The sequence below is a fragment of the Rhodococcus sp. PAE-6 genome, assembly GCF_025290685.1.
In the GTDB taxonomy this organism is placed as follows: domain Bacteria; phylum Actinomycetota; class Actinomycetes; order Mycobacteriales; family Mycobacteriaceae; genus Rhodococcus; species Rhodococcus pyridinivorans.
The window spans coordinates 216193-237050 of the sequence record NZ_JAOCLZ010000007.1 but is presented as its reverse complement, the minus strand read 5'-3'; the positions used below and the strand labels follow the sequence as shown (position 1 = coordinate 237050).

23 protein-coding genes are annotated in these 20858 nt (G+C 68.2%); 9 read left to right on the top strand and 14 right to left on the bottom strand.

The annotated features are described in order from the left end of the window. Nucleotides 1-79 precede the first annotated feature (79 nt). Nucleotides 80-1024: a DUF3152 domain-containing protein gene (locus tag NVV99_RS16195; protein ID WP_024101483.1), complete on the bottom strand. Its 945-nt coding sequence runs from the start codon at nt 1022-1024 to the stop codon at nt 80-82. A 308-nt stretch (nt 1025-1332) separates the two neighbouring features. Between NVV99_RS16195 and NVV99_RS16190 the strand changes: the two genes are divergently transcribed. Further along, on the top strand, nt 1333-1989 hold the full coding sequence (locus NVV99_RS16190) for a TetR/AcrR family transcriptional regulator (protein ID WP_024101484.1): 657 nt from the start codon (nt 1333-1335) through the stop codon (nt 1987-1989). 122 nt (nt 1990-2111) lie between these two features. On the opposite strand, the gene NVV99_RS16185 is transcribed toward NVV99_RS16190, so the two are convergent. Then, nucleotides 2112-2342, bottom strand: a complete 231-nt coding sequence (locus tag NVV99_RS16185) for a DUF3107 domain-containing protein (RefSeq protein ID WP_006550244.1) — start codon at nt 2340-2342, stop codon at nt 2112-2114. Between the two features lie 57 nt (nt 2343-2399). Next, nucleotides 2400-3104 carry a ferritin-like fold-containing protein gene (locus tag NVV99_RS16180; protein ID WP_006550243.1) on the bottom strand — a complete coding sequence of 235 codons (705 nt, stop codon included), beginning with the start codon at nt 3102-3104 and terminating at the stop codon, nt 2400-2402. Between the two features lie 206 nt (nt 3105-3310). On the opposite strand from NVV99_RS16180, the gene NVV99_RS16175 reads away from it, so the two are divergent. Further along, nucleotides 3311-4975 carry a DEAD/DEAH box helicase gene (locus NVV99_RS16175; RefSeq protein ID WP_024101485.1) on the top strand — a complete coding sequence of 555 codons (1665 nt, stop codon included), beginning with the start codon at nt 3311-3313 and terminating at the stop codon, nt 4973-4975. Nucleotides 4976-4979: 4 nt separating this feature from the next. Continuing rightward, entirely contained in the window at nt 4980-6185 is a 1206-nt protein-coding gene (locus NVV99_RS16170; RefSeq protein WP_024101486.1) for a hypothetical protein, read from the top strand. A gap of 82 nt (nt 6186-6267) precedes the next feature. Here NVV99_RS16170 and NVV99_RS16165 read toward each other — a convergent pair whose 3' ends face one another. Next, the gene (locus NVV99_RS16165) at nt 6268-7068 is read right to left on the bottom strand and encodes a ParA family protein (RefSeq protein ID WP_024101487.1); all 801 of its coding nucleotides are present in this window, start codon (nt 7066-7068) and stop codon (nt 6268-6270) included. A 74-nt stretch (nt 7069-7142) separates the two neighbouring features. Here NVV99_RS16165 and NVV99_RS16160 point away from each other — a divergent pair, with 74 nt between their 5' ends. After that, nucleotides 7143-7628, top strand: coding sequence for a GNAT family N-acetyltransferase (locus NVV99_RS16160; protein WP_006550239.1), 486 nt, complete (start codon nt 7143-7145; stop codon nt 7626-7628). Between the two features lie 6 nt (nt 7629-7634). Here NVV99_RS16160 and NVV99_RS16155 read toward each other — a convergent pair whose 3' ends face one another. Continuing rightward, nucleotides 7635-8018, bottom strand: coding sequence for a hypothetical protein (locus NVV99_RS16155; RefSeq protein WP_006550238.1), 384 nt, complete (start codon nt 8016-8018; stop codon nt 7635-7637). Nucleotides 8019-8104: 86 nt separating this feature from the next. On the opposite strand from NVV99_RS16155, the gene NVV99_RS16150 reads away from it, so the two are divergent. After that, complete coding sequence (locus tag NVV99_RS16150; protein WP_006550237.1) at nt 8105-9043, top strand: diacylglycerol kinase family protein; 939 nt, start codon at nt 8105-8107, stop codon at nt 9041-9043. Between the two features lie 271 nt (nt 9044-9314). After that, entirely contained in the window at nt 9315-9569 is a 255-nt protein-coding gene (locus NVV99_RS16145; protein ID WP_006550236.1) for a WhiB family transcriptional regulator, read from the top strand. Nucleotides 9570-9650: 81 nt separating this feature from the next. Here the strand turns inward: NVV99_RS16145 and NVV99_RS16140 are convergent, their stop codons facing one another. From NVV99_RS16140 to NVV99_RS16125, 4 genes are all read right to left on the bottom strand, one after another. Then, the gene (locus NVV99_RS16140; protein WP_006550235.1) at nt 9651-11126 is read right to left on the bottom strand and encodes a sensor histidine kinase; all 1476 of its coding nucleotides are present in this window, start codon (nt 11124-11126) and stop codon (nt 9651-9653) included. A 34-nt stretch (nt 11127-11160) separates the two neighbouring features. After that, the gene (locus tag NVV99_RS16135; protein ID WP_006550234.1) at nt 11161-11376 is read right to left on the bottom strand and encodes a biotin/lipoyl-binding carrier protein; all 216 of its coding nucleotides are present in this window, start codon (nt 11374-11376) and stop codon (nt 11161-11163) included. Between the two features lie 283 nt (nt 11377-11659). Next, a complete protein-coding gene (gene rsrA / locus NVV99_RS16130; protein ID WP_006550233.1) occupies nt 11660-11941 on the bottom strand; it encodes a mycothiol system anti-sigma-R factor in 282 nt (93 codons plus the stop codon). Beyond that, nucleotides 11938-12576 carry a sigma-70 family RNA polymerase sigma factor gene (locus NVV99_RS16125; RefSeq protein ID WP_050993430.1) on the bottom strand — a complete coding sequence of 213 codons (639 nt, stop codon included), beginning with the start codon at nt 12574-12576 and terminating at the stop codon, nt 11938-11940. The genes rsrA and NVV99_RS16125 overlap by 4 nt, the downstream gene beginning before the upstream one ends. A gap of 212 nt (nt 12577-12788) precedes the next feature. On the opposite strand from NVV99_RS16125, the gene ybaK reads away from it, so the two are divergent. Next, entirely contained in the window at nt 12789-13286 is a 498-nt protein-coding gene (ybaK, locus tag NVV99_RS16120) for a Cys-tRNA(Pro) deacylase (protein ID WP_019288488.1), read from the top strand. A 22-nt stretch (nt 13287-13308) separates the two neighbouring features. Here the strand turns inward: ybaK and NVV99_RS16115 are convergent, their stop codons facing one another. Then, nucleotides 13309-14067, bottom strand: coding sequence for an SOS response-associated peptidase (locus tag NVV99_RS16115; RefSeq protein WP_024101490.1), 759 nt, complete (start codon nt 14065-14067; stop codon nt 13309-13311). An 80-nt stretch (nt 14068-14147) separates the two neighbouring features. Here NVV99_RS16115 and aroA point away from each other — a divergent pair, with 80 nt between their 5' ends. Then, nucleotides 14148-15434, top strand: a complete 1287-nt coding sequence (aroA, locus tag NVV99_RS16110) for a 3-phosphoshikimate 1-carboxyvinyltransferase (RefSeq protein ID WP_033097204.1) — start codon at nt 14148-14150, stop codon at nt 15432-15434. Continuing rightward, entirely contained in the window at nt 15401-16420 is a 1020-nt protein-coding gene (gene rsgA, locus NVV99_RS16105; protein WP_006550228.1) for a ribosome small subunit-dependent GTPase A, read from the top strand. The genes aroA and rsgA overlap by 34 nt, the downstream gene beginning before the upstream one ends. A 74-nt stretch (nt 16421-16494) precedes the next feature. Here rsgA and NVV99_RS16100 read toward each other — a convergent pair whose 3' ends face one another. The 4 genes from NVV99_RS16100 to NVV99_RS16085 all read right to left on the bottom strand — a co-directional run bounded on the left by NVV99_RS16100 (nt 16495) and on the right by NVV99_RS16085 (nt 20828). Beyond that, nucleotides 16495-17730 (bottom strand): fatty acid desaturase, encoded by a 1236-nt coding sequence (locus NVV99_RS16100; RefSeq protein WP_024101492.1) that lies wholly within the window; start codon nt 17728-17730, stop codon nt 16495-16497. Nucleotides 17731-17765: 35 nt separating this feature from the next. Beyond that, complete coding sequence (locus NVV99_RS16095; RefSeq protein ID WP_024101493.1) at nt 17766-19079, bottom strand: acyl-CoA desaturase; 1314 nt, start codon at nt 19077-19079, stop codon at nt 17766-17768. Between the two features lie 31 nt (nt 19080-19110). Further along, a complete protein-coding gene (locus tag NVV99_RS16090; RefSeq protein ID WP_024101494.1) occupies nt 19111-20241 on the bottom strand; it encodes a ferredoxin reductase in 1131 nt (376 codons plus the stop codon). Between the two features lie 110 nt (nt 20242-20351). After that, complete coding sequence (locus NVV99_RS16085) at nt 20352-20828, bottom strand: hypothetical protein (protein ID WP_197539134.1); 477 nt, start codon at nt 20826-20828, stop codon at nt 20352-20354. Between the last annotated feature and the right edge of the window lie 30 nt (nt 20829-20858).

The following is a 20858-nucleotide window of genomic DNA, read 5'->3' as shown; positions in this document are numbered from 1 at the left end:
CGCCCGTCGACCCCCACCTCGCCCGTCGACCCCCACCTGGCCCGTCGACTCCGCCCGGCCCGTCGACCCCGACCGGCGCCTACGCCCGCGGGTACGGCCACGGGTTGAACCGGCACCGCGCCCCGTCGGCGGGGACCGTGCCGCCCGGGTCCAGGCGCGCGATGTCGTCGTTGGCGGTGCCGAAGGTCTGCTGCATCATGATCGGCGCGAGGCCGCCGTCGGTGGTGCAGGCATCGTGTTGCGCCAGGCCGATGGCGTGGCCGACCTCGTGGTTGACGACGTACTGGCGGTACGACCCGATGTCGCCCTGGAAGGCGACGGCCCCGCGCACCCACCGCGCTTCGTTGAGGAACACCCGCTCCATCGAGGGGTTGAAGCACGATCCCTCGAGCGGGATGTCGTAGCCGCATCCTTCGCGAATGGTCATCTGCGAAGTGAGGGAGATCCGGAAGTCCGGCTCGCCGGTGTCGATCCGGCGGAAGGCGACCGCCTCGTCGCCGATCCAGCTGCGCGGGTCGGCGAGGGTCCGGTCGACCATCGACGCGAAGGCCGCGTCGCCGCCGTAGCCGGTGGTGTCGATGCCCTCCTCGAGTTCCACCGTGTAGGTGAACACACGGGTCTGCCCCGCGCCGACCTGACCCGTGGTGCCGGGCACGACCCGCCACTCCCGCGCACCGACCTCCGTGAACGGGCCGCCCTCCGGCAGCGCACCGGACTCGAGCGACTCGGGGAAGGTTCCCTCGGGTTGCGGGGCCTCGACGATGATCTCGGTGACCTCGCTCGCGTCGGTCTGGTCGGCGGGCTCCTCCGCTCCGGCGCCACGCGCGGCGTCCCACAGCACGATCAGGGTCACGACGGCGAGGATCGGAACGGCGTAGGCGCGCCAGCCGTAGGTGGCGACGAACCTGCCCACGCGGGTCTGCTTGCGGACGTCCCGTTCGGGTCGCGGTCGGCGCGGCGGCCGGTCCGGCCGTCCCACCGGGTCCCACACGGCACGCAGGGGCTGGTGCGACCGGCGACCCACCTCGGGTCGTTCCGTTCCTCGCGACCGGGACGAACCGGGCAGCGTCGGGGAAGGATCTGTCGGCGAGGAGCCCTGCGGGCCCCTGCTCTCGCGCACTCCTCCACGCTCGATCACGGATGTCAGGATGTCATATCGAGACCATTTCGATATCCGAAGCGCCGAACCTGCGCCCCCATTCGTGCACCGGGAACGGATACTGGGCGGTAGGCCGATCCGTTCGACACGCGACTTCACCTGTAACGTGCAGAGACGAGGAGCGCCGAGGTGGTACAGGCCACGTTCGGAAGTAGTGCAGATTGGGAGTAAGCATGACCGACGTCACCGAACGAGCATCCAGCCGGGGTTCCAACGGCAAACGGGGCGCCCGGATGCCGCGTGACGAGCGTCGTGCCCAGTTGCTCGAGGCTGCCAGCGAGGTATTCGTCACACGCGGTTACCACTCGGCCGGCATGGACGAGATCGCCGAGTGTGCCGGAGTGAGCAAGCCCGTCCTGTACCAGCACTTCCCCGGCAAGCTCGAACTGTATTGCGCCGTGCTCCAGAACTACGTGGACACCCTCATCAACGGCGTACGCCAGGCCCTGCGGTCCACCACCGACAACCGTCAGCGCGTGCGCGCCGCAGTGCAGGCCTTCTTCGATTTCGTCGACAACGACAGCCAGGGATTCCGGCTCGTCTTCGAATCCGATCTGATGGGCGAACCGCAGGTGTCGCGGCGAGTGGAGCAGGCCACCGAGGCGTGCGTCGACGCCGTCTTCGACCTCGTCAGCCACGACTCCGGTCTCGATCCGTACCGGGCCCGCATCCTCGCGGTCGGCCTGGTGGGAACGAGCCAGTTCACCGCACGCTACTGGCTCGACGCCGCACGCCCGATCCCCAAGGAGGACGCCGTGGACACCACGGTCGCGCTGGCCTGGGGCGGTCTGAAGCACGTGCCGCTGCAGCCGGAACTCCGTCGTCGCTGACGACACAGAGGCGCACCGTCGTCGCTGACGACACAGAGGCGCACCGTCGTCGCTGACGACACATTCCGAGAACGACGAACGGGCCGGGGCGACATGCCCCGGCCCGTTCTCGTCGGTCGCTCTCAGTTGGCGGCGAAGCCGACCTTGCCCAGCGTGGCAGGACCGATGTCCACGTAGCTGATCTTGGCGGCCTGCACGAGAACCTTGCGGCCCTTCTCGTCGACAAGGGCGAGCACCCCGTCGTCGGCGCCGTTCAACGCGGCCCGGACGAGCTTCTCCACCTCGTCGGGCGTCTGGTCGCTGACGACGACAACTTCGCGCGGGCTGTCCGCGACGCCGATCTTGACCTCCACGGTGGACCTCCGATTCTCATGCATTGAAACCGAGCTGGTACTGCTGTCAGCCCCAGGCTAATGCAGTCCGAGCACCGACATCCGCTCGGCGTGCTCGACCTGCATGCGATCGAACAGCGCGGCGATGTTCGCCAGGTCACCGGACGCGAGAATCACCAGCTCGGCGAGTTCCTCGTTCTGCGCGAGGACGTACTGCGCCTGGGTGATGGCCTCGCCGAGCAGCCGGCGTCCCCACAGCATCAGGCGGTCCTTCTGCAGCGGGCTGCGCTCGACGACCTCGCGGACCTCATGCACCACGAACTCCGAGTGGCCGGTCTCGGCGAGGACCTCCCGGACCACCGTGGACACCTCGGGAGCAAGCATGTCGGCGATCTCACAGTAGAAATCTGCGGCGATCCTGTCACCGACGTATGCCTTCACGAGAACCTCGAGCCACGTCGACGGAGTGGTCGAGGCGTGGTAGGCGTCGAGGGCTTTGCGGTAGGGCTCCATCGCCGCGTAGATCTCCACACCACGATCGGTGAGCGCGGTGTGGAGCGTCTCGAAATGGCTCATCTCCGCAGCTGCCATGCTTGCGAGGGCGACCCGCCCGCGCAGGGACGGGGAGAACCGTGCGTCCTCGGCGAGCCGGTAGAACGCCGAGATCTCGCCGTACGCGAGCAACGCGAAGAGCTCTGCGACACCGGGGTGATCGGCGGGGACTGCGGGTCCGCCCGGCGTCGTGCCGGACTCGGAGGTGGACTGCGGCGTATCGGCTCCCATGACGACGAAGCGTAGTACTACCTCGTGGAATGCGCCGGAACCGGTACAATGGATCGGGAAGCCCGCGCTTCGAGCCGCCGACCGTGGCCCGCGAGCTTCCCAGATAATGTGCGCGCACCCGAACTGCGGATCGCTGCCGCGCTTCGCCGAGCCTGGTGGAAACCGCTCGCGCTGAGGTGCAGGCCGGTCGCCTTTCCCCCTCGTGCGTGCGTGCCGAGACCAGGAAGGCCGGACCCCTGAGCAAGATCACCATCGACCACGAAGACGACGCGAGCGAAACGACCGTCTCCGCACAACTCGACTCCACCCACGTACCCCCCACCTTCGGCGAACTCGGTGTCCGCGACGAGATCGTCCGCGCCCTCGCCGAGGTCGGCATCGAACGCACCTTCGCGATCCAGGAACTCACCCTGCCGCTGGCCCTCGCCGGCGACGACCTCATCGGGCAGGCCCGTACGGGTATGGGCAAGACCTTCGGCTTCGGCGTTCCGCTCCTGCATCGCATCGCCACCGAGGGCTCCGGCACGACCACCCTCGACGGCACTCCCCGTGCACTCGTGATCGTCCCGACCCGCGAGCTGTGCATCCAGGTCACCAACGACCTCGTGAACGCTTCCAAGTACCTGCCCGGCAGCCGCAAGTCGGGCCTCGAGGTCCTGTCGATCTACGGTGGGCGCCCCTACGAGCAGCAGATCGACGAACTGAAGAAGGGTGTCGACGTCGTCGTCGGTACTCCCGGCCGTCTGCTCGATCTCGCCAACCAGGGCCATCTGATCCTGGGCAAGATCGGCGTGCTCGTCATGGACGAAGCCGACGAGATGCTCGACCTCGGCTTCCTGCCCGACATCGAGCGCATCCTCACGATGGTCCCCGACCGTCGTCAGACGATGCTGTTCTCGGCCACCATGCCCGGCCCGATCATCACCCTCGCCCGCACGTTCCTGAACCGCCCGACGCACATCCGGGCCGAGGAGGCCGAATCGTCGGCCGTGCACGAGCGCACCCAGCAGTTCATCTACCGGGCGCATGCACTCGACAAGGCCGAACTCGTCGCCCGCGTACTGCAGGCCGAGGGTCGCGGCGCCACCATGATCTTCACCCGCACCAAGCGCACGGCGCAGAAGGTGGCCGACGACCTCGTCGAGCGCGGTTTCGCGTGCGGCGCGGTGCACGGCGACCTCGGTCAGATCGCGCGTGAGAAGGCACTCGACAAGTTCCGCAGCGGCAAGATCGACGTGCTCGTCGCCACGGACGTCGCCGCCCGCGGCATCGACATCGACGACGTCACCCACGTCATCAACTATCAGTGCCCCGAGGACGAGAAGACCTACGTCCACCGCATCGGCCGTACCGGTCGCGCCGGACGCACCGGTATCGCGATCACCCTCGTCGACTGGGACGACGTGCCGCGCTGGCAGCTCATCGACAAGGCTCTCGATCTCGGTATCCCGGATCCGATCGAAACCTACTCGAGCTCCCCGCACCTGTTCGAGGAGCTGAACATCCCGTCCGACGCCACCGGACGCGTCCGCAAGGCCGCTCCCGCCGCCTCGGAGAACGGTGAGAAGCCCGAGCGCGTCGAGCGCGAGGGCGGATCCCGCCCGAAGCGCAACCGGGTCCGCCGTCGTACCGTCCGCGGAAAGTCTGCCGACGGCTCCGCAACGGATGTGGCCGCAACCGGTTCGGACGACTCGGTGAAGGCCGAGAACGAGCCTGCCGCAGCGGAGACGGGTGAGGACACCGGGGCGGCCGCTCCGGCACGTCGTCGCCGTCGTCGCCGTCGCACCCGCTCGGGCGAGGGCCCGGCCGGTCGCGCAGAGCAGCAGGACACGTCGAACGTGGAAGCGGTCTCGACGTCGTCTGCCCGATAACCACGTGCTCGCGCCCGAGCGCCGCACCCGCACCGACCTTCTCGTCGCAGCCGCACTCGTCGTCACCGCTCTGGTGGCGGCGAGTGTCGTCTGGCTGAACTCGGATGCGCGGGGCACCACGTCGACCACCTGGGACGGCCCTGTCCCCACTCTCGCTGCCGCGCAATCTCTTCCGCGCACGCTCGCCGAACTGTGGCGTGCTCCGAGTACGGCGACGACCGCACCGGTGGTGTCCGGCGGCACGGTCGCCACGGCAGACGGTGGTGCGGTCGTCGGCCGCGACCCGCAATCCGGCGAGGAACGCTGGCGGTACGACCGCGACCGGGCGTTGTGCGCGGTCACCGAGGCCTGGGGCGACGTGGTCTCGGTCTATCGCGGCCCGCGGGGATGCGGTCAGGTCACCGCGCTCGACTCGGGCAGTGGCTCTCGGGGCGCGCAACGGTCGAGCGACGCCGACGATCCGATCCGGGTCGTCGGCGCCGGTTCGCACCTGATCGCCTTCGGCGAGTCACGTCTCGAGATGTGGCGCTCCGATCTGGTGCGCACGGTCGAGTACGGGCGCGTCGACGCACCGGTGAACCCGAACGCGCAGCCACGATCGGGTTGCGAACTGCGCTCGGCGGATTCGGGCGCCGAAGTGCTGGCCGTGCTCGAGCAGTGCGCGAACGAGCCGACCAATCGGCTCACCCTTCTCGATCCCACCCCCGACGACAGCACCAAGCCCGAGGAGTTCGCGTCGTCGGTGCTGCCGGAAGCGGGCGGGGACTCCCGCATCGTCGCGGTGGTCGGCGACCGCACGGCGGTCTACCTGGCCCCGGACGACAACGACGGGCCGCGCATCGAGGTCTTCGACAGCGAGGGCGTCCTCCTCGACACGCACGCCCTGCCGCGTCCTGCCGGCGAATCGGACGACCCCGCCCTCGAGCGCGGCGGCGTGCTCGTGTGGTGGACGGGCCGCGACACCGTCGCATTGTCCACCACCGATTTCGCCCCGCAGTGGACCGTCGAGGACACTCTCGGCAACGGCGACATCATGGCCGGTTCGCTGCTCCTTCCCGTCGAGGACGCCCTCGTGGGAGTCGACTCACGGACCGGTGAACCCGGCCCGCGCATCGACGTCGAGCGCGGGACGGTCTCCACGGTGAACGTCGCCGTCGCCGGGGATGTCGTGGTCGAGCAACGCGGCGATGAGCTCGTGGCACTGCGCTGATGGCGAGCCGTCCCGGTCGGTGCTGATGGCGAGCCGTCCCGGTCGGTGCTGAAAGCGAGCCGTCCCGGTCGGTGCTGACGTCTCAGTCCGCGACGGCGGTCTCGAAAGTCTCGAGTTCCGCCTCCCCCGACCAGTAGCGCAGCAGGTTCTCGGAGAGCGCCCGGTACGCCTCGGCGCCCTTGTTCTTGCGTCCCGCCAGCACCGTCGCGCCCGAGGCGGAAGCCTCCGCGAAGCGGACCGTGCGGGGTACGGGCGGGGCCAGCACCGGCAGGTCGTACCGGTCGGAGACATCGGCGAGCACGTCGCGACTGTGCGTGGTCCGCGAGTCGTACAGGGTCGGCAGCGCGCCGAGCAGCTCGAGATCCGGATTGGTGATCTGTTTCACCTCGTTCACCGTGCGCAGGAGCTGCCCGACTCCCCTGTGCGCGAGCGTCTCGCACTGCAGCGGAACGAGCACGGACCGCGCCGCGGTCAGCCCGTTGAGGGTGAGGACGCCCAGAGAGGGCGGGCAGTCGATGACGACGACGTCGTAGTCGTCCTCCACCGACGCCAGCGCCCGCTTCAGGGTGTATTCACGCCCCGGCTTCATGAGCAGCATCGCCTCCGCACCCGCGAGGTCGATGGTCGCCGGCAGCAGCGACATCCCCTCCGCTGTCCCGAGCAGAACGTCCTTCGTCTCGACACCGCCCACGAGCACCTCGTGCACGGATTGTTCGAGCTTGTCGGGGTTGTGCCCGAGAGAGAAGGTCAGGCACCCCTGGGGATCGAGATCGACGACGAGCACCCGCCGGCCCAGCGCCGACAGCGCGGCCCCCAACGACGCGACGGTGGTTGTCTTGGCGACGCCACCCTTCTGATTTGCCACTGCAAGTACCGTTGCCACGACCCCGATCCTCGCGCACTCGGCGGCGCAGCGCGAGGTGAATCCGCCCACGAGACCGCAGGAGGCAGCCCGCCGTGATCCGCAGAGCCACACCCGAGGACGTCCCCGCGATCACCGGGCTGATCTACGACCTCGCCGAATACGAGAAGGCCCGGCACGAGTGCACCGTGGTGCCCGAGCAGATCCACGAGGCTCTTTTCGGGCCGCAGCCCTCGGTGTACGCGCACGTCGCAGAGGAATCCGGAGAGGACGGCACCGAAGGCCGGGTCGTCGGGGTGGCGTTGTGGTTCCGGAACTTCTCCACGTGGGACGGCGTGCACGGGATCTACCTCGAAGACCTGTTCGTCCGTCCCGAACACCGCGGCAAGGGACACGGACGGGCACTGCTCGCGGCGCTCGCCCACGAATGCGTGGAGCGCGGTTACACCCGCCTGAGTTGGTCGGTGCTGGACTGGAACGAGCCGTCCATCGGTTTCTACCGATCCCTCGGTGCCGTCGCGCAGGACGAGTGGACGACCTTCAGGCTCAGCGGCCCCGCCCTGCAAGCGCTCGGCAGCTGAGCCGGATCACTCGTCGACGTCGGGCGCGTACTCGTGCGCGAGCCACCGCGACGTGGGCGGGCTGAACAGCAGCACGAGCGTGGGGACCACGACGAGCGCCAGCACAGTGCCGATGACCGGCTGGTGGGAGTCCGTCAGCAGCGACCACACCACGGGCAGCAACAACAACTGCGCGAGTATCGCCACGGCACGTCCCCAGCGCACACCGCGCACGAGCGCGATCCCGCCGGCCAGGACCCCGCCGAACAGGATGAACAGCCACAGCGCGAAGCCGTAGCCATTGGTGACCGACTGATCGTGTTCGCCCGAGGCGGCGCGGATGATCGAGTACACCGCGAATCCCATCGCGACGACGCCCTCGAGGACGACGAGCCAACCGGCGGCACGCACGGTCGACGGAACGCTGCTGCGAGGTGTTTCGAGAGGCACCCGTCCAGCGTAGTGGACCCGCCGGGCACCACTTAGGCTGATGTTCCGTGCGCGCCCTGCTGATCGTGAACCCGAATGCGACGACGACCACCCCGGCCGGTCGCGACCGCCTCGCTCACGCCCTGAGAGGCCGGCTCGCGCTGACCGTCGCGCACACGACCCACCGCGGGCACGCCGCAGAACTGGCGCGTTCGGCGCACGCCGACGGGATGGACGTCGTCGTCGCGCACGGTGGCGACGGCACCGTCAACGAGATCGTCAACGGCCTCCTCGGCCCCTCCCCCGACCGAGGCGCCGATCCGACCCTGCCGCGACTCGCGGTGGTGCCCGGCGGGTCGGCGAACGTGTTCGCGCGATCCCTGGGACTGTCCGCCGATCCACTCGAGGCCACCGAGCAGGTACTCGAGTCGTTGCAGGAGGGCAGGACCAGCCGGATCGGCCTCGGCCACTGCGACGGGCGGTGGTTCACCTTCAACGCGGGCCTCGGTCTCGACGCCCAGGTGTGCGAGGCCATAGACCTGAGCCGCGCCGAGGGCAAGAAGGTGACGACGGCGCGCTACGTGCGGCACGCGGTGGCCCGGTTCTTCGCGTCGAAGCGGGCCGAACCGGCGCTCACGCTCGAGATGCCCGGATCCGAACCTGTTTCGGGGGTGCACTATGCGTTCGTGTCGAACTCGAGTCCGTGGACCTATCTCGAGTCCCGGCCGGTGCACACGAATCCCGGCACCTCGTTCGACACCGGTTTGGGTGTGTTTGCTATGACGACGACCCGGGTACTTCCGAGCCTGCGGGTGGTGAGACAACTTCTGGCCGCCCGCGGCGAGCCGGCGTCGCCGCATCTGGTGCGTGCGGACGATGTCGCGCGCGTGCGCGCCCGGGCCTCGCGCCCGATCGGACTTCAGGTCGACGGCGACTATCTCGGACTCCGGACCGAGGTCGAGTTCGTGTCCGTGGCGTCGATCCTCGATGTCGTCGCGCCCCGCTGACGATCCCCCCAGCGGGACAGCGACAGAAAGAGAAGCACGAATTCTGTGATTGCCACTACCTTCTCGGCTCGAGGGGAGTAGAAAGAGGGATTGGCGAACTCGTAGCCCACACCAGCGTGAGCTTCCCCACGATCGTGGTCGATTCTATTGACTCCACGCTCGTTCGTGAAAGCATTCACAAGTAACCGCGCGGAAACACTCCGTGCCACAGGCGTGAACACGCATTGACCAATCAGCCGGTGCACACGCACCATCGAAGGAGAGTAGAAGCATGGACTGGCGCCACAAGGCCATCTGCCGCGACGAGGATCCGGAACTGTTCTTCCCCGTGGGAAACAGCGGCCCGGCTCTCGCGCAGATCGCGGATGCCAAGCTCGTGTGCAACCGTTGCCCCGTCACCGCCGAATGCCTCTCCTGGGCGCTCGAATCCGGCCAGGATGCCGGCGTCTGGGGCGGTATGAGCGAGGACGAGCGCCGCGCCCTCAAGCGTCGCAACGCCCGCACCCGCGCTCGTACGGCGGTCTGAGCAACTCCGATAGACGTTCGAAGGCCCGGCTCCCCTACGGGGGGAGGCCGGGCCTTCTTACGTGCACGGTCGTAAGGACGATCAGGCGACCGGCACCTTGCCCAGCGGTAGTTGCAGGCGTGCATCGGTCCCGCCGACCTCGTTGGACGTCAACTCCAACGATCCGCCGAGCTCGGCAGCCACGAGGGTCCGGACGATCTGCAGACCGAGCCGGTTCGACGCCTCGAGGCTGAACCCCTCGGGAAGACCCTTCCCCTCGTCGCGGACCACGACGTCGAGCATGCGGGCCGAACGCTGGGCATTGACGGTGACCGTGCCGTTCACGCCCGGATCGAAGGCGTGCTCGACGGCGTTCTGGACGAGTTCGGTCAGCACCATGACCAGAGGCGTGGCGCGATCCGCGGGGAACACGCCGAGATTCCCCTCCCGCACCACCCGGATCTGGCTGCCGACCGTCGACACGTCGACGACGATGGGGATCAGCTGGTCGAACACACCGTCGAGATCGACCTCCTCGTCCACTGACATCGACAGCGCCTCATGGACCAGGGCGATGGATGTCACGCGACGGACCGCCTCCCCCAGGGCCTGCTGGGCTTCCGCGTTCCCGGTTCGGCGCGCCTGCAGTCGCAGCAGCGCGGCGACCGTCTGCAGGTTGTTCTTGACACGGTGGTGGATCTCGCGGATGGTCGCGTCCTTGCTCAGCAGTGCCCGGTCGCGTCGCTTGACCTCGGTGACGTCGCGGACGATCACCGCGGCGCCCCGGATCTTCCCTCCCGGGTTCAGGACCAACGCACGGATCAGAACGGTGGCCCCGAGTGCCTCGATCTCCATGCGCTGCCCCAGACGGCCCTCCACGGCCCCGCGGAGGTAGTCGGTGACGTCGCGACTCTCGAAGGGGTCGGTGACCAGTGCGCGGGTCGTCTCGACGAGATCCTGACCGATCAGGTCGGAGTTCAGACCCATCCGGTGATAGGCCGACAGCGCGTTGGGGCTCGCGTAGACGACCTTGCCCTTCCGGTCGAGCCGGATGAATCCGTCGCCCGCACGTGGACTCGACTTGGTGTCCGAGCGCGCCTCGGGCGTCGGGAAAGTGCCCTCGCTGATCATCCGGTAGAGGTCGTCGGCGCATTCGAGATAGGCCGTCTCGAGCGCGCTGGCCGACCGCCGCGACACGCGGGCGGCGTCGCGGCTGAGCACCGCGACGACCCGACCGTCCCAGCGCACCGGCACGGCCTGACGGATGTTGATCCCGGCGCCCGGGGACGACTTGACGTCGACGATCTCTCCGGTTTCGAAAGCCTTACGGACGTAAGGATGTTCGTTGTCGGAGACGAGCGTGCCGACGGCGTCCTCGGGGATCACCGTCGAGGCGGTGGTGGGTCGGCACTGTGCGACGCACACGATTCCGGACGGCGCCGCGTCGACCCACAGGAGGACGTCGGCGAACGACAGGTCGGCGAGCAACTGCCACTCGCCCACGACACGTTGGAGGTGATCGACGGCCGCGCCCGGAAGATCCGTGTACCTCGCGAGCAACGAACTGAGTGTGGACACGGGAACCGCTTTCGTACTCAGGAGATACCCGCCGTCAGGAGATCACGGCGATGAGGTCGCCCTGCTGGATGACATCCCCGACCGAGACTCCGACGGAGGTCACGGTGCCCGCCGACTCGGCGAGCACGGGAATCTCCATCTTCATCGACTCGAGGATCACCAGCGTGTCGCCCTCGGCCACCACGTCACCCTCTCGCACGACGACCTCGAACACGGTCGATACCATCTCCGCGCGTACGTCTTCCGCCATCGAACACCTCGTTTCACGCTCCGGCGGCGGACCTGCCGACAGGACCACTCGACCGCACGTGAAACACTGTAATGAACGAGAAAGGAGATCCCACCATGGGTAAGCGAGGTCGCAAGAAGCGCAGCCGCAAGGGTAACGCCGCCAACCACGGCAAGCGTCCCAACGCCTGAGACGCGGACAGGGGCCGGAAAGCAGCAGCTTTCCGGCCCCTGTCACGTTCGGGGGTCTCACCCAGGACTCGGTACGAGTGAACTCGCCTACGACTCGGTACGAGTGAACTCGCCTACGACTCGGCGCTGTCCGTCTCGGTGATCACCACGGTGCGGCGGATCTGCAGCATGAGCCGCTCCCGCAGGCCCTCGGGTGCGTGTTCCCCGCCGCACTTGCGGCTGAGCAGCGATTTGATCTTCTCCTCGATCCCGTAGGCCTCGAGGCAGGTGCCGCACTCGTCGAGGTGCCGCTGCAGCTTCTCGCGGGAACCGGCGTCGCATTCGGAGTCGAGAAGCAGGTAGACGTCCGCGATGACCGCCGAGCAGTCGAGTCGATCGAAGTCGGGTTCGCTCACTGCGGTGCTCCCTTTCCGCTCTCGGGCTGATCCGATGTTCCGGTTGTGGCGTCCACGGCCTTCTCCCGCATGAAACCGCGATCGCGCGCCACGTCGGCCAACAGGCCCCGCAGCTGCTTGCGACCCCGGTGCAGTCTCGACATCACGGTGCCGATCGGCGTCCCCATGATCTCGGCGATCTCCTTGTAGGGGAACCCTTCGACGTCGGCGTAGTAGACGGCCATGCGGAACTCCTCGGGAAGCTCCTGCAACGCCGCCTTGATGTCGTCGTCGGGAAGCGCGTCGAGTGCCTCGACCTCCGCGGACCGCAGACCGGTCGACGAATGCTCGGCCGTGGCGGCGAGCTGCCAGTCGGTGATCTCGTCGGTCGGGTACTGCGCGGGTTGCCGCTGACGCTTCCGGTACGAGTTGATGTAGGTGTTGGTGAGGATCCGGTACAGCCAGGCCTTGAGGTTGGTGCCCTCGCGGAACGACCGGAAGGCGGAGAACGCCTTGATGTAGGTCTCCTGTACGAGGTCCTCGGCGTCGGAGGGATTGCGGGTCATCCGCAGCGCAGCGCCGTAGAGCTGATCGAGCAGGGGAAGCGCGTCCCGCTCGAACCGCTCGGTCAGTTCTTCCACAGACTCCTCGATCACACCGATCCCTTCATCGACGCCTGTCGAGAAGGCTACCGGTCCGACGGCGTCCGGATCGGGGGGACGTCCGATGGCGTCCGGTCGAGGCGGGCACAGCACTGCCACGAATTCTCCGATCGTCGGGTCTCGGGTGGCCGGTGGATCCACCCGTCGGTGTGCAACGCCGTGCCCACCGCGCTTGTTCCCCACCTCCGGTTCTCTAGAGTGATCGGATGGCCTCGACATCCACTCCCGCGACGGTGTTGTTGAAGCGCGAGAAGGTCGCGCACCGGGTCCACGAATACGCACATGACCCGAGGTCGTCGTCCTTCGGCGCCGAAGCCGTCGAGGAACTCGGCACACACCTCGGGGTTTCCGCCGAACAGATCTTCAAGACGCTGGTGGTGTCGCTGTCCGACGGTAAGCTCGCCGTCGCGGTGATCCCGGTCCCGGCGACGCTGTCGCTCAAGGCCGCAGCCGGGGCGCTGGGCGGCGGCAAGGCCGTGATGGCCGATCACACCGCCGCCGAACGCGCGACCGGGTACGTCGTCGGCGGCATCTCCCCGCTCGGGCAGCGCAAGCGTCTGCGCACCGTGATCGACGTCTCCGCCGAGCAGTGGGACCGGGTGCTGTGCAGCGCGGGTCGGCGAGGGCTCGAGATCGAACTGGATCCGCACGATCTGATCCGGCTGACCGGCGCCGTCGTGGCACCGATCACGGCCGGTCCGTAGGGCCCGTCCGCTCCGGCAGCGCCTACAACAGCACCATCTGATCGCCGGCGCCGTCGTCGGGTTGCAGCAGTTCGGGGCCATTGTTGCGGATGCTGTTGACCTTCGCGGACACGCGGCGGATCTCGATCGCCGAGATCGCGTCGACGCTCGGCACGATCAGATCCGGATGGCCGAGACTGTCGGGGTCGAGCCACGCATCCCACCGCTCCGGCGGGAGGATCAGCGGCATCCGTTCGTGCACGTTGCCGAGTTGCTCGACCGACTGCGCGGTGAGGATCGCCGTGCTCGACAGCGGCGGTGCCTTCGGGTTCCGCGGGTCGCGCCACTCCGCCCACACCCCGGCCATGCAGATCCGCGATCCGTCGGCCGGCGCCATGAAGTACGGCACCTTGCGAGGCTTGCCGTCCGGCGCGGGTTCGACCTGCCATTCGTACCAGCCGTCCATCGGGACGAGGCACCGCTTGTAGCGCAGCGACCGCGCGAAGCTCGGCTTGGTGGCGACCGATTCGGATCGCGCGTTGATCAGTGGTGCGCTTCCGCCCACCTCTTCGGCGAAGTGCGGCACGAGTCCCCAGCGCATGCGGCGGATACGGCGGCGGACGGGACCGTCGGGATCTTCCCCGTCGTGCCGGGCGACAACGGTGAGCACCTCGGTCGTCGGCGCGACGTTGTAGTCGGGCCCCCGCCCGTCCCGGCTGCTGTCGTCGCCGGTCTCGTCGAGTGCGTCGAGTTCGACGGCGAGCGTCGCCGGGTCGGCGGTGGAGACATACCTTCCGCACATGCCGTCGAGTGTGGCATCGCCGGGTGACGGAACCGACACCGGCGCGCACCGGGTGGGCGAGGGTGCCCGCACCGGTCCGGATGGGCGAAGATGGTCGGGTGAGTCTGTGGAGAGCACCCCGCGCCGTGTCCCCGGTTCGAGCGTCGGTGACGCTGCCGGGATCGAAGTCGATCACCAACCGTGCCCTGATCCTGGCCGCACTCGCCGACGGGCCGTCCACCCTGACCGGCGCGCTGCGCAGCCGCGACACCGACCTGATGATCGGGGCCCTGCGCACGCTGGGCACGACCGTCACCGAGCGCGACGGCGGCACCACCCTCGACGTGACCCCCGGCCCCCTGCGCGGAGGCGAGGTCGCCTGCGGACTGGCCGGCACCGTCATGCGGTTCGTACCGCCGCTGGCCGCACTGGCCGACGGCGACGTGCGGTTCGACGGCGACGAACAGGCCCGCGTCCGCCCGATGAGCACCGTGCTCGACGCCCTGCGCGCCCTCGGCGCCGACATCGACGGCGACCGGCTGCCCTTCACCGTGCACGGCCGCGGTGCGGTGCGCGGCGGTTCCGTGACCATCGACGCCTCCGCGTCCTCGCAGTTCGTCTCGGGTCTGCTGCTGTCCGGGGCCGCCTTCGACGAGGGTGTGGTGGTCCGCCACGCCGGTGAACCGGTGCCGTCGATGCCGCACATCGAGATGACGGTCGAGATGCTCCGAACGGCCGGGGTCCCCGTCGACACCTCCGAGACCGACACCTGGCGGGTGCCCCCGACGACGATCAAGGCCGTCGACGTCACCGTCGAGCCCGACCTGTCGAACGCCACGCCCTTCCTCGCGGCCGCGGCGGTCACCGGTGGTGTCGTCTCGGTGCCCCTGTGGCCCGAGTCGACCACCCAGGCCGGCGACGCGATCCGCGGCATCCTCGAGCAGATGGGCGCCGAGGTGACGTGGGCAGACGGGACGCTGACCGTGCGCGGCCCGGGCGAATTGCGAGGCATCGACGTGGACCTGCACGACGTCGGCGAGCTGGCGCCGACCGTCGCGGCCCTCGCCGCGGTCGCCGCCTCGCCCTCCGACCTGCGCGGTATCGCGCACCTGCGCGGTCACGAGACCGACCGGCTGGCGGCGCTCGCCACCGAGATCGGTCGTCTCGGGGGTTCGATCACCGAGACCGAGGACGGCCTGCACATCGAGCCGACGCCGCTGCACGGTGGTATCTGGCACTCCTACGCCGACCACCGGATGGCCACGGCCGGTGCGATCCTCGGGCTCGTCGTCGACGGGATCGAGGTCGAGGACATCGGCACCACCGCCAAGACGCTCCCCGATTTCGAAGGCCTGTGGGAGTCGCTGCTGACGGGGAGCGACTCCTGAGGCGGCGGGAGTACGACGAGTCCGACGTCCGGGTCCGCCCCGGGCGCGGCTCGCGGCCGCGCACGAAGGACCGCCCGGCCCACCGCAATGCCGAGGAGGGCATGGTCGTCTCCGTCGACCGCGGGCGGTGGGGTGTCGCGCTCGGCGGTGATCCCGACCGGATCGTGACGACGATGCGGGCACGCGAGCTCGGCCGGACCCCGATCGTGGTGGGCGATCAGGTGGGTGTCGTCGGCGATCTCTCCGGTCGCCCCGACACGCTCGCGCGCATCGTGCGGGTCGAGGACCGCAGCACCGTCCTGCGGCGCACGGCCGACGACACCGATCCGTTCGAGCGCATCGTCGTCGCCAATGCCGAACAGCTGCTCATCGTGGTCGCGCTCGCCGATCCCCCACCACGGACCGGACTCGTCGAACGCGCACTCGTCGCGGCCTATGCCGGCGGTCTCGCTCCCCTGCTGGGACTGACCAAGAGCGACCTCGCCGATCCCGACGAGTTCGCCGCGCACTTCGCGGATCTCGACATCCCGGTGCTGCTCGTCGGTCAGGACGACGATCTCACCGCCCTGCACGAGCGGATCGACGGTCGCGTGACCGCCCTGATCGGGCACTCGGGGGTCGGCAAGTCGACACTGGTGAACAGGCTCGTCCCCGACGCCGACCGCGCCACCGGCGAGGTCTCCGGGGTGGGCAAGGGACGTCACACCTCCACCCAGTCGGTGGCCCTGCATCTGCCCGAGGGCGGGTGGGTGGTCGACACCCCGGGCATCCGGTCGTTCGGGCTCGCGCACATCGGGCCCGACGACGTCGTCGCGGCGTTCGGGGACCTGGCCGAAGCGGTCGAGGACTGCCCGCGCGGGTGCACGCATCTCGGCCCGCCCGCCGATCCCGAATGTGCCTTCGACTCGTTGGAGGGCAAGTCGCACAACCGGGCGATGGCCGTGCGCGAACTGCTCACGGCGCTCGCGTCCAACGACCCCTGGTGAACCGACGAACCCCGGCCGAACGCACGAACCCCGGCACCTGTAGGTGCCGGGGTTCGTGCTCGTTCTCGTGACCGTCAGCGCATGCCGAGCGCGCGGCGGACGAATCCGCGCTTGCGTGTCTTCTCGATGGTGGTGGCCAGACCCACGCGGCGGCCGGTGGCCGGATCGATCTCCGGCGCTCCGCCGAAGCCCCGCTCGGAAGCGGTCTCCGGGGCGGCGTCGCGGTCGTCCTTGAGGTACTTGTCGGGCAGCGACAGCTTGGCGATGGTGCGCCAGGACTTCCAGTACTGCACCGCGAGCGGGCCGGTGGTGTACGGCAGGTCGTACTTCTCGCACAGCTCACGCACGCGCACCGCGATCTCCGCGTACCGGTTGGACGGCAGGTCGGGGTAGATGTGGTGCTCGATCTGGTAGCTCAGGTTGCCGGTCATGAAGTCCATGACCTTGCCGCCGGAGATGTTCGCGGAGCCGAGCATCTGACGCAGGTACCACTCGGCACGCGTCTCTGTCTCGATGTCCTGCTTCGTGAACTTCTCCGCACCGTCCGGGAAGTGACCGCAGAAGATCACCGCGTTGGTCCAGATGTTGCGCACGAAGTTGGCCGTGGCGTTGGCCCTCATCGTGGACTTCCAGGACTTGCCGGTGAGCGCCGGATAGATCACGTAGTCCTTGAGGTGCTGTTTGCCGAGCTTGGCGAGCACCTCCTTGCCGCGTGCCTTGGTGAGCTCGCGGTCGTCGCGCCCCTGGATGACCTTGCCGAGCTCGAGCAGCTGGATGGCGATGCCGTACTGGAACAGCGCTGCGAGGATGGCGTTGTACGCGACGTTGCCGAGGTAGAACGGCTTCCATCGCTGGTCGCGGGTGACGCGCAGCAGGCCGTATCCCACATCGTCGTCCATGCCGAGGATGTTGGTGTACTTGTGATGCAGGTAGTTGTGGGTGATCTTCCAGTGCGCCGACGGGTCGACGTTGTCCCACTCCCAGTTGGCCGAGTGCACCTCGGGGTCGTTCATCCAGTCCCACTGCCCGTGCATCACATTGTGCCCGAGTTCCATGTTCTCGATGATCTTCGACAGGGAGAGCATGCCCGTGCCCAGCAGCCACAGCGGACGCTTGTTCGAGCCGAGCAGCACGAGGCGCCCGCCGATCTCGAGGCCGCGCTGCAGCCGGATCGTGTTGCGGACGTACCGAGCGTCGCGCTCACCGCGGGACTCCTCGATATCGTGCCGGATGGCGTCGAGTTCGCGGCCGATGGCCTCGACGTCCGCCTCCGTCAGGTGCGCGTACTCCTTGACATCCGATATCGCCATGCGGGCTACTCTACCGTAGGTTACGGTCCCGTAGGTTAGCCGGATTCGGAGCTGTGGCGCGAATCACAGAGTGACGGAAGGTCGCCGGTGACCCGATTCACCAGGCGACGACGACGTTCTGCTACCGCATGCTCGGCATGGATCCGCAGCGCCGTGAGCAGACCCCGGCGACGTCCGGTGGACGCCTCAGTGACCACCGCGGGCGCCTCCGGGCGCCACCTGTCGAACTTGCGCTCGGAGGAGGTCTCGGGGGCGTCGTCGGCCGTCGCCTTGAGGAATCGGTCGGGCAACGCGAGCTTGTGGATCGTGCGCAGGGCGAGCCAGTACTGCCGGGCGAGCGAACCGGTCGTGTACGGCAGGTCGTACTTGCCGCACAGCGCCCGTACACGGGCGGCGATCTCCGGGTAGCGGTTGCTCGGCAGGTCCGGGAACAGGTGATGCTCGATCTGATAACTGAGATTCCCGGTGAGGAAATCCATCGCACGCCCACCGGAAATGTTTGCGCTACCGAGCAACTGGCGCAGATACCACTCTCCGCGCGTCTCGTTCTCGTAGTGCTCGGTCGTGAACTTCTCTGCGCCGTCGGGGAAGTGGCCGCAGAAGATCACGAGATACGCCCAGATGTTGCGGATCACGTTCGCGGTGAGGTTCGCCGACAACGTGCTGCGCCAGGCCGGCCCGGTGAGCGCCGGGAAGAACACCAGGTCCTTGACGACCTGCCGGCCGGCCTTCGCTGCGAATTCCTTGTTGGGCCCCGAATTCCACTGCACGGGCGGGACGCCCTCGAGTTCCTTCTTCGCCGAGAGGTCGTGCAGCGCGATCCCCCACTCGAAGGTCAGCGCGAGGACGATGTTCGCGATCGGCTGCGCGAGATTGCGCGGACGCCACTTCTCGTCGCGCGTCATCCGCAGGATGCCGAATCCCACGTCCTCGTCCATGCCCACGATGTTCGTGTAGGTGTGGTGCGCGTAGTTGTGGGCGCGCTTCCAGTGCTCGGACGGACCGGTCTGATCCCATTCCCACGATGTCGAGTGGATCTCGGGGTCGTTCATCCAGTCCCACTGCCCGTGCATCACGTTGTGCCCGAGTTCCATGTTCTCGATGATCTTCGCGAGCGACAGCGCAGCGGTACCGATGATCCAGCGCGACCGTCGACGCGAACCGAACAGCGCGCAGCGTCCGACCACCTCCAGCACACGCTGCGCACGGATGACGGAATGGATGTAGCGGGCGTCCCGCGGGCCGCGCGAATTCTCCACATCCCGTCGAATCGCGTCGAATTCGTTTGCAAGAGCAACGATGTCGTCTTCGGTCAGATGAGAGAACGCGCGGATGTCGGTGATGGCCAAGCGGGATCCTTCGGAGGTTTGCTGTCGGTGTCTACACGTCCAGTGTGCAGTCGCCGGCAGCGGCGGAGATGCAGGTCTGGACGCGTTCGCCTTCTGCGTGCTCCTTGCCGGATCGCAGATCGACGACGTGCCCCTTCTCGAGCGGCACAACACAAGTCTGACAGATTCCCATGCGGCAACCGAAAGGCATCAGCGCACCGACGCTCTCACCGGCCTCGAGAATCGTCGTGGCGCCGTCCACAGTGACGGTCTTGCCGGACTTCGCGAACGTGATCGTTCCGCCCGAGCCAGAGGTGTCGGCGCGGCTGACGGCGAAGCGCTCGAGGTGGACCTGATCCTCGATGCCCTCCGCGGCCCAGTGCGCAGTGATGTCGTCGAGCATCTGCTGGGGACCGCACGCCCAGGTCTGACGCTCGCGCCAGTCGGGGCACACCTCGTCGAGCTCCGAGAGCGCGAACTTGCCCTTCTCACGGGTGTGACGCACGTGCACGCGGAAGCGATCGTGGGTGGCGTCGAAACGCTCGAGTTCGGACCGGAACATCACGTTCTCGGCCGTCGGCGCGGAGTGGATGTGCACGACGTCGGGCAGGTCGAGTTCGCGCTCGACCGCACGCCGGTCGAGCGTCCGCAGCATCGACATGATCGGCGTGATGCCACTGCCGGCCGTGAGGAAGAGGATCTTCGCCGGCGGCGGGTCGGGCAGGACGAAATCGCCCTTCGGGGCGGCGAGGCGCACGACGGTGCCCTCGGGAACCCCACCGACGAGGTGGCTGGACAGAAAACCCTCGGGCATCGCCTTCACGGCGATGGAGATGACCTTGTCGTCCCAGGTGGGCGAGGAGGTCAGCGAGTAGGAGCGCCAGTGCCAGCGACCGTCGACATGCAGACCGATGCCGATGTACTGGCCGGGCGCGTATCCGAAGTCGAAGCCCCAGCCGGGACGGATGACGATCGTCGCGGAATCGGGGGTCTCCTGGCGCACCGAGACGATGCGCCCGCGCAGTTCACGGGCGGACCACAGCGGGTTGACCAGATGCAGGTAGTCGTCGGGGAGCAGAGGGGTGGTCAGCCGGGCCACCGCGCCACGCAGGACGTTGGAGAGCGACTTCTCCCCTGGCGCGACGTGTGCCGCAGGCTTCTCGATCCATTCCTTCAGGCCCATCCGACCGTTTCTCCTCACTCCGGTTACGGCTCCGTAGGTTATCAGAGGTTACGGAAGCGTAGGTTGAGCGAGAGACGGTCGTCACACCTATGACGTGGCGATATGCGAGGTCAGAGCAGTTCGAGGAGGAAGGGCAGTTCCTGGGCCGCGTACCACGCCAGTTCGTGGTCCTCCGCGTCGCCGAGGACGAACTCGGCCTCCTCGTCGCCCAGTTCGGCGGCATCGACGATCTCGCGTGCCCGCGCGACGTCGGCCTCCGCCTCCTGCAGGTCGATGTGCACCGACGCGACCGCACGCATCGTGATCGGCCCGGCGAGCTTGACGACCGCATCGTCGAGATCCGGCCGCGGCTTCACCTCGTCGACGTCGGCCGCGATCACCACCCGACGCGACGCGAAGGACGGATGATCGTTCGGCTCCTCCGACCCGAGCAACCGCAGCGACGCGCGTGCCGCCTCGGCCATAGCGACCTCGGCGAGCTCCTCGTCGTCGCCCGCCGTGTAGGCCTCGCGCAGAGCGGGGGTCACCGCGAAGGCCGTCCGGCCCACCACGTCGACCTCACCGTCGGCGACGAGGCCCTGCAACATCGCGAGCGTTGCCGGTACATAGACACGCGT